We start from the raw sequence: 7,429 nt of genomic DNA on the forward strand, positions 1-7,429 counted from the left end.
CCACTACCCCACTACCCCACACCCCAATTTCCCTGATGATCGCAAAAAAACTTCATCAAGAGGGGAACAACTTCCAGTAAGATGAAAAATGGTCAGTGAAAAAGCTAACCGAAATTTATTGCTGGAAATGGTAACACCGCCCCATTTCCCCAGACCCTAGGGGCTAGAGTCTGGTAAACCAGCGGATAAAAATTGACATCCATGAGTGCAGAAATTTTCGATCGAGTTAAAAAAGTTGTTGTGGAACAATTAGAAGTAGAGGATCCGGGTACAGTTACTCCCGAAGCAAGCTTTGCTAATGATCTGAAAGCGGATTCCCTTGATGTGGTAGAGTTAGTGATGGCTTTAGAGGAAGAATTTGATATTGAAATTCCCGACGAAGCAGCCGAACAAATTGACACTGTGGGCAAAGCTGTCGAGTATATTAACGAGAAAGTAGGAGCAACCGCCTAATTATTGCGGGAAAATTGACAATTTAGAATTAAATATCTGGGGCAAAATCTGCCCTTATTTTTGAACAAACATGACAGAATTGCCATTAAAAAGGGTTGTCATCACGGGGATGGGTGCGATCACTCCCCTCGGCAATAATCTAGCAGACTATTGGACAGGCTTAATCAACGGCAAAAGTGGCATTGGTTTAATTACCCACTTTGATGCCTCCCGTCACGCTTGTCGCATTGCTGGGGAAGTGCGGGGTTTTGACCCCCACGAATATGTGGATCGCAAAGAGGCAAAGCGCATGGACCGTTTCGCTCAATTTGCCGTCGCCGCCAGTTTGCAAGCACTGCAAGATTCGCGATTAGTTATCGACGCTCTCAATGCCGATGATATAGGTGTACTAATCGGTACGGGCGTAGGTGGTATAAAAGTGCTGGAGGATCAACAGGAAATTTACTTGACAAAAGGTCCGGGCCGGTGTAGTCCTTTCATGATCCCGATGATGATTGCCAATATGGCCGCCGGTTTAACCGCTATCCATACGGGAGCCAAGGGACCGAGTAACTGTACCGTGACCGCTTGTGCTGCTGGTTCCAATGCCATCGGGGATGCTTTTCGTCTAGTACAAAGGGGTTCGGCCAAAGCGATGATCTGCGGTGGGACGGAAGCCGCCGTTACCCCCCTAGGATTGGCTGGTTTTGCCTCCGCTAAGGCCCTGTCCACCCGCAACGATGACCCCACCCGGGCCAGTCGTCCCTTTGACAAGGATCGGGATGGTTTTGTCATGGGGGAAGGGGCAGGAATCTTGATTATAGAGGAATTAGAAACGGCCTTGGCCCGTGGGGCGCGGATTTACGCCGAAATGATCGGTTATGGTCTGACTTGCGATGCCTATCACATGACGGCTCCGGTTCCCGATGGTCGTGGAGCCACCAGAGCGATCGAATTAGCGGTCCAAGATGCCGGTTTAACTCCGGCGGAAATTAGCTATATCAACGCCCACGGAACCAGTACGGGGGCCAATGATCCCACGGAAACTAAGGCGATTAAAAAAGCTTTAGGAGAATCGGCCTACCAAATCCCCGTCAGTTCCACCAAATCGATGACAGGCCACCTTTTAGGCGGTTCTGGCGGCATTGAAGCCGTGGCCACGGTCATGGCGATCGCTAATGATCGGATTCCCCCGACGCTCAACCTGGACAATCCTGACCCCGATTGTGATCTCGATTACGTCCCCTACGAAAGTCGTCAGCAGATAGTTAACGCTGCCCTTTCCAACTCCTTTGGATTTGGTGGCCATAACGTCACCTTAGCTTTTAGAAAATATGCTTGAGTCGATGCCCCCGAAAGAGTAATCTGTGAGTGGCTCCCTCTTTAACCTGGGTCTTATTTTTGTAGTTCATTCTAAAAAACATTATGGTTGTCGCCTCTCAATCCCTCGAAGAACTTTGTATTAATGCCGTGCGTTTTTTAGCGGTGGATGCCGTAGAAAAAGCTAAATCTGGACACCCCGGACTGCCGATGGGAGCTGCTCCCATGGCCTTTGTTCTCTGGGATCAATTCCTGCGTTTTAACCCGAAAAACCCCCAATGGGTCAATCGCGATCGTTTTGTTCTCTCCGCCGGTCACGGTTGTATGCTGCAGTACGCTTTGATGTACCTGACGGGATACGATAGCGTTCCCCTCGAGGAAATTAAACAATTCCGGCAGTGGAAATCGAAAACCCCCGGCCACCCCGAAAATTTCGTTACGGAAGGGGTAGAAGTGACCACTGGTCCTCTGGGTCAAGGGATTGCCAATGGTGTGGGTTTGGCCCTAGCAGAAGCCCATTTAGCGGCCCGTTTCAACAAACCGGATGCCAAAATTATCGACCATTACACCTATGTGATTTTAGGTGATGGTTGCAATATGGAGGGGATTTCCGGGGAAGCTTGTTCTTTGGCCGGTCACTGGGGTTTAGGCAAGTTAATCGCCCTCTACGATGATAACCATATCTCGATCGATGGTTCCACCGATATCGCTTTTACCGAAGACGTGAGCAAGCGTTTTGAAGCCTACGGTTGGCACGTTCAGCACGTCGAGAATGGTAACACCGATTTAGATGCCATTGCCAATGCGATCGCGGCTGCCAAAGCTGTCACCGATAAACCCTCGATGATTAAAATCACCACCACCATCGGTTATGGTTCCCCCAATAAGTCTAATACCGCCGATGTTCACGGGGCAGCTTTGGGAGCAACAGAAATCGAGTTAACCCGGAAAGCCTTAGGTTGGGAATACGAGCCGTTTGTGGTTCCCGATGAGGTGTTAAATCGTTTCCGGCAAGCAGTGGACAAGGGAGCGACGGCAGAAACGGACTGGAATAAGTTATTTAACGAATATCAGGCTAAATATCCCGCAGAAGCGGCTTTATTTGAGCAGTTAACCACCGGTCAACTGCCGGAAGGTTGGGAGCAAGCTTTACCGGTTTATAAACCCGAAGATAAGGCGCTCGCTAGTCGTAAACACTCGGAAATCTGCTTAAATGCGCTTGCGGGGGTTTTACCCGGTTTAATCGGTGGTTCGGCGGATTTAACCCACTCTAACTACACGGAATTAGAGCATTTTGGTAATTTCCAAAAAGGCAGTTATCAGGAGCGTAACGTCCATTTTGGCGTGCGAGAACACGCGATGGGGGCGATTTGTAACGGGATTGCTCTCCATAACACGGGATTGATTCCCTACGGGGCAACTTTCCTGATTTTCACCGACTATATGCGGAATTCTATCCGTTTATCGGCATTGTCAGAAACTCGCGTCATCTGGGTAATGACTCACGATTCCATTGCCCTAGGGGAAGATGGACCGACTCACCAACCCGTGGAACACGTTGCTTCTCTGCGCGCTATTCCTAACCTCTTAGTCATGCGTCCGGGGGATGGTACGGAAACTTCTGGCGCTTATAAAGTAGCGGTGAGTGAAACTAAGCGCCCGACGTTACTAGCATTATCCCGTCAAAATCTGCCCAATTTAGCAGGAACTTCCCTTGAGGGTGTGGCCAAAGGTGCTTATATTATCACCGATTGTGAAGGTACTCCCGATGTCATTCTCATCGGTACGGGTGGCGAGTTGTATCTCTGCGATAAAGCGGCTGCGGTGTTGAAAGAAGCAGGAATTAAAGCCCGCGTCGTTTCTATGCCCTGTTGGGAGCTATTCGAGGAACAATCGGCAGAATACAAAGAATCGGTATTGCCGAAAGCAGTGAAAAAACGTCTCGCGGTGGAAGCGGGTTCAACTATGGGTTGGCATCGCTACATCACCGATGAGGGGGATGTGTTGGGGGTTGATACCTTCGGCGCTTCTGCTCCAGGAGGTGTGATTCTAGAGAAGTTCGGTTTTACCGTGGATAACGTGGTAGCGAAGGCAAAAGCGTTGTTAGGTTAATTACCTGAAATCTTAGCTGTAATGAGTCAGAAAAATCTGGCTCATTTTTTTGTTTTTCTATTGTGACTGTCAGTCAGTGGACTAGGGGTCACGTCAGGCAGTTTAATCGAAGCATGGCAAAGGACAATTTAGCTCAATTTGGCAGATGTTTACATAATGCTCGCATTCAAAAGGGTTTATCCCAAGAAAGGTTGGCCGAAGCGGCCAATTTGGATAGAACTTACATCAGTCTTCTTGAACGTGGTAAAAGGAATCCTTCTTTACTATGCTTGATTTCTTTATGTAGAGCATTAAACATAAGTCTTTCGGAGCTTTTTAACACTATGTCTATAAATTCCGATGTAAATACTGATGATGTCAGAAGATTTGATTAAATTGCTTGAGCAGTTTTTGCATGATAACGAGCTTGAATGGGAATGGTTTGAAAAAATAGGGTTCTTCGGTTTCTGTTATGTAATGTACGGGGGTTATAAGGGACGGAACCCTTATAGAGAAAAACGTTTGGCGATTTTTGTCAATTGTTTTTGATCTAGAGCGAACTAATCAATTAAATCTCTTGCCAGATAAGGATTTAGTTTATTTATGCCACCCTATCGAACCATAAAAAGTAACGAAGAGCCAAAAATAGAAAGTTTTTGTAAGAGTTATAGTTTGAATATCAAATATATTACAGAAGTTCTCAATGATCCAAAAGTTATTCCTATGATTCGTGGCAAGTTTTTTGAGTTCACTGTACAAGATGAACTGTCAAAAATACTCGCGAATAATTATTTAGTTACTAATCCTCGCTTAAATCCTCAAGCTGGTTCTCACGATATAGATGTAGCTATTATCAATCAAAAAAACGCCAAAAAATACTCTGCTGAATGTAAGTTAGCCAAAAAAGGTAGTTTCCGTCTTCAGGGAGGTATCAGACCTTTTATTGAAGTCAAATGTATGAGATCAAGAACCTTAGGAGACAAAGCGGCAGAACAAAGGTCTAAATTGATAGGAATACCTTCAACAAGCCTCAATATTCACAAAGATCAATATATTGAAACAGATTTTGATTTAGTGATTACATCTCTTGCCAATGCTTTTTTTCAGACCAATTTAGAAACGGGACTATTTGTTTGGAACCCCACACCAAAAGAGCAAATATTTTTAAGCAAAATTAATATTAATAATCAAGAAGAAGCCCTTTTGAAAATGTACGTTGCCAGAAGTAAAGATTTAACAGCAAATCAAACCAATAATATCAAGTGTTCTCGCCAGAAATGCCACGATCACAACTGTAATTTCATCCCTAATTATCCCAAAATTTTCTTTGATGTTAATACGGCTGAACCTCTACAACCATGGCTACCGATAGAAAAAATAGAGGATTTACTTGATTAAAATTAGGAATCAAGATACATCGAATAAACTTAATTGTAGAGGTGTAAATCTTGCAGGTTTCTCAAGATCATAATTAGCAATAAATACCTCCTTGCCCTTGCGTCTTTCACTCTGATAACCATGTTCTAATTTCAAACCATTTTTTTGATCATCAGTTCGATTAATAGTGTAATTCCATTCATTATCTTGTAAAGAAATACACCAATCATACATTTCTCTAATTTCGGAGCAATTATCATAAGTCAAAAGAAATTTAAATCGATGTTGATGTTTTTTCAACGTCTTACATAACCTTTCATGATCTTCTAGACTGAAGAAGCAGGAATAGAATTTATTTTGATCTGCTTGAAAGTAAGGAGGATCGACAAATAAAAAGTAATCATCGGGTAATTGATTGATTAAATCTTCAAAATCTAAACAAGATAAATTGACATTTTGCAGTTTTTCCGAAGTGGTTTTTAGGTGAGAAGGCCAGTTTTCAGGACGCATAGAATACTTATCACCATAGCCCCAATAACAATTTTCAAGTTTCATAATTCCTGAGTAGGAAGTTCTATTTAGATAATACCAACGCATGGCTCTTTCTAGGTCATTGGCTGGTTGAAATTCATTTTTATAATAATTGTGTAATTCTTTGGTAGCGTTTAGATCTTTTAATAATTCAATTAGACTATCAAGATGATCTTTGATATGTCGATAACAGTTCATTAATTCCTCATCTTTGTCATTGAGAATATTCTCTGCTACACTTTCCTTAGCAAAGAATATAGATGCTCCCCCCGCAAAAGGTTCACAATACTTATGGTGACTAGGAAGACAAGCTAAGATTAGCTTACGGGCATAAAATTTACCGCCGGGATAACGAAAAGGAGAATTACTAAGTTTTTTAGCGATTTTGGACATTACCTTTGATTTTAGAGGCTTTTCTTTGAGATTATTTTAACAAAATTACGATATTTTCTCTAGGAATGTCAGAGAAGTTTGGTTTTACCGTGGATAACGTGGTAGCGAAGGCAAAAGCGTTGTTAGGTTAATTAAAACTTTGGTTTTGTGGAAAAAGCTCGCGCAAGCGGGTTTTTTTGTGGTTATAGGTCAACCTAGTTTAGGCTTTAGGGTTAGTTCATGTAAAAATGTAAAGTAGGAAGCTTTAGTAGTTAGCCAAAACCTTTACACTTGAGATAATTATCACGATTCCTAGAGCCATGACTAAAGGGGAAAGCCCTATATCGAAGGAAACAATCAAGAGCCTAACACTAGATATAGAAGGCTCACTGTTGTCTTTTGATAAATTTATCAGGGCTCAAGAACAATTAGCAATACTACTCCATGAAGTAGATAAAACCCTTGCTAACAAAAATCGCCCCCTGATAAATTGGAGAATCTCTCAAGTTCATAGTGGCAGTATTCATCTTACTTTAGAAGGAATGCCTCAAGATCAGATTACACCTAGTCAAATTTCTGAAGTTATTAAGACTGTAGAAAGGGGAATAGTAACAATTTTAGAACATCCGATTCGCCCTGAGTATTTTTCTGATCGAGCTTTAGAAAGTGCGCGATCATTAGCAATATTGGCAAAAAGAGATGAGTTTATGGTGCAATTGGGCTTTGATTCAAGGTGTATCGACTTGAATCAAGCTTTGATTGCTAATGTTGATGAAATTATCGGGGGAAAATATCAAAGTTTTGGTACTGTAGAAGGTGTGCTTAAAGCTATTGATGTAAGTCGTCAACCTATTTTTAGAGTTTACAATTTATTGACTAATAAAAGTGTTAAATGTTACTTTGAACCAAATTTACGGCTCTTCGGGAATTGTTATGCAAATAATTAACTTAAAATAAAATTCGATGAGAGTACCTACGCCTAAAAGTAGCTGAAATCTATACAGGGAGACACTTACGGCACAAACAAGTTAATATCAAAAGATAGACAATCGAGTTAAGATTTGATATAATAGCCAAAAACCAGAGTATTTTACCTATGATACTTGACAAATTTTTGAACCTAAAAGGAACGTCTATTCAAGGCTATCTACACCTAGAAAATATCGGTATAGTTTGCCAAATCGAATCGAAAAATCAAAAAGCAATCTGTCCTCGTTGTGGGTTAGAGAGCGATAAACTCCACCAAAATCATCGACATTTAGTCAAAGATTTACCAATCTCAGGTCAACCAGTGTACCTACAGGTT

The 7,429-nt window shown here is 42.3% G+C and carries 8 protein-coding genes; 7 read left to right on the forward strand and 1 reads right to left on the reverse strand.

The window, feature by feature from the left end; translation table 11 throughout:
* The first annotated feature begins 201 nt into the window (after positions 1-201).
* The 5 genes from acpP (at position 202) to IQ224_RS19640 (ending at position 5,241) form a co-directional block, all read left to right on the forward strand.
* Positions 202-453 carry an acyl carrier protein gene (gene acpP, locus IQ224_RS19620; RefSeq protein WP_194033385.1) on the forward strand — a complete coding sequence of 84 codons (252 nt, stop codon included), beginning with the start codon at positions 202-204 and terminating at the stop codon, positions 451-453.
* Between the two features lie 70 nt (positions 454-523).
* On the forward strand, positions 524-1,774 hold the full coding sequence (fabF, locus tag IQ224_RS19625; protein ID WP_194033386.1) for a beta-ketoacyl-ACP synthase II: 1,251 nt from the start codon (positions 524-526) through the stop codon (positions 1,772-1,774).
* A gap of 83 nt (positions 1,775-1,857) precedes the next feature.
* A complete protein-coding gene (tkt, locus tag IQ224_RS19630) occupies positions 1,858-3,864 on the forward strand; it encodes a transketolase (RefSeq protein ID WP_002748986.1) in 2,007 nt (668 codons plus the stop codon).
* Positions 3,865-3,977: 113 nt separating this feature from the next.
* Entirely contained in the window at positions 3,978-4,238 is a 261-nt protein-coding gene (locus tag IQ224_RS19635; RefSeq protein ID WP_036386251.1) for a helix-turn-helix domain-containing protein, read from the forward strand.
* A gap of 208 nt (positions 4,239-4,446) precedes the next feature.
* Positions 4,447-5,241: a restriction endonuclease gene (locus IQ224_RS19640; RefSeq protein ID WP_084989938.1), complete on the forward strand. Its 795-nt coding sequence runs from the start codon at positions 4,447-4,449 to the stop codon at positions 5,239-5,241.
* A gap of 9 nt (positions 5,242-5,250) precedes the next feature.
* Here the strand turns inward: IQ224_RS19640 and IQ224_RS19645 are convergent, their stop codons facing one another.
* Positions 5,251-6,144, reverse strand: coding sequence for a DNA adenine methylase (locus IQ224_RS19645; RefSeq protein ID WP_016515558.1), 894 nt, complete (start codon positions 6,142-6,144; stop codon positions 5,251-5,253).
* A gap of 299 nt (positions 6,145-6,443) precedes the next feature.
* Between IQ224_RS19645 and IQ224_RS19650 the strand changes: the two genes are divergently transcribed.
* Both IQ224_RS19650 and IQ224_RS19655 read left to right on the forward strand, forming a co-directional pair.
* Positions 6,444-7,070, forward strand: a complete 627-nt coding sequence (locus IQ224_RS19650) for a hypothetical protein (RefSeq protein ID WP_228036323.1) — start codon at positions 6,444-6,446, stop codon at positions 7,068-7,070.
* 149 nt (positions 7,071-7,219) lie between these two features.
* The coding region (locus IQ224_RS19655) for a transposase family protein (protein ID WP_194033085.1) at positions 7,220-7,429 on the forward strand (210 nt) is incomplete at its 3' end.

It is taken from the genome of Microcystis sp. LEGE 00066 (assembly GCF_015207925.1).
Lineage (GTDB): Bacteria > Cyanobacteriota > Cyanobacteriia > Cyanobacteriales > Microcystaceae > Microcystis > Microcystis ichthyoblabe_A.

Bases quoted from the DNA above. Each gene is read 5' to 3' on its own strand.
- acpP (WP_194033385.1), top strand. From the start codon at position 202: ATGAGTGCAGAAATTTTCGATCGAGTTAAAAAAGTTGTTGTGGAACAA.
- fabF (WP_194033386.1), top strand. From the start codon at position 524: ATGACAGAATTGCCATTAAAAAGGGTTGTCATCACGGGGATGGGTGCG.
- tkt (WP_002748986.1), top strand. From the start codon at position 1,858: ATGGTTGTCGCCTCTCAATCCCTCGAAGAACTTTGTATTAATGCCGTG.
- IQ224_RS19635 (WP_036386251.1), top strand. From the start codon at position 3,978: ATGGCAAAGGACAATTTAGCTCAATTTGGCAGATGTTTACATAATGCT.
- IQ224_RS19640 (WP_084989938.1), top strand. From the start codon at position 4,447: ATGCCACCCTATCGAACCATAAAAAGTAACGAAGAGCCAAAAATAGAA.
- IQ224_RS19645 (WP_016515558.1), bottom strand. From the start codon at position 6,144: ATGTCCAAAATCGCTAAAAAACTTAGTAATTCTCCTTTTCGTTATCCC.
- IQ224_RS19650 (WP_228036323.1), top strand. From the start codon at position 6,444: ATGACTAAAGGGGAAAGCCCTATATCGAAGGAAACAATCAAGAGCCTA.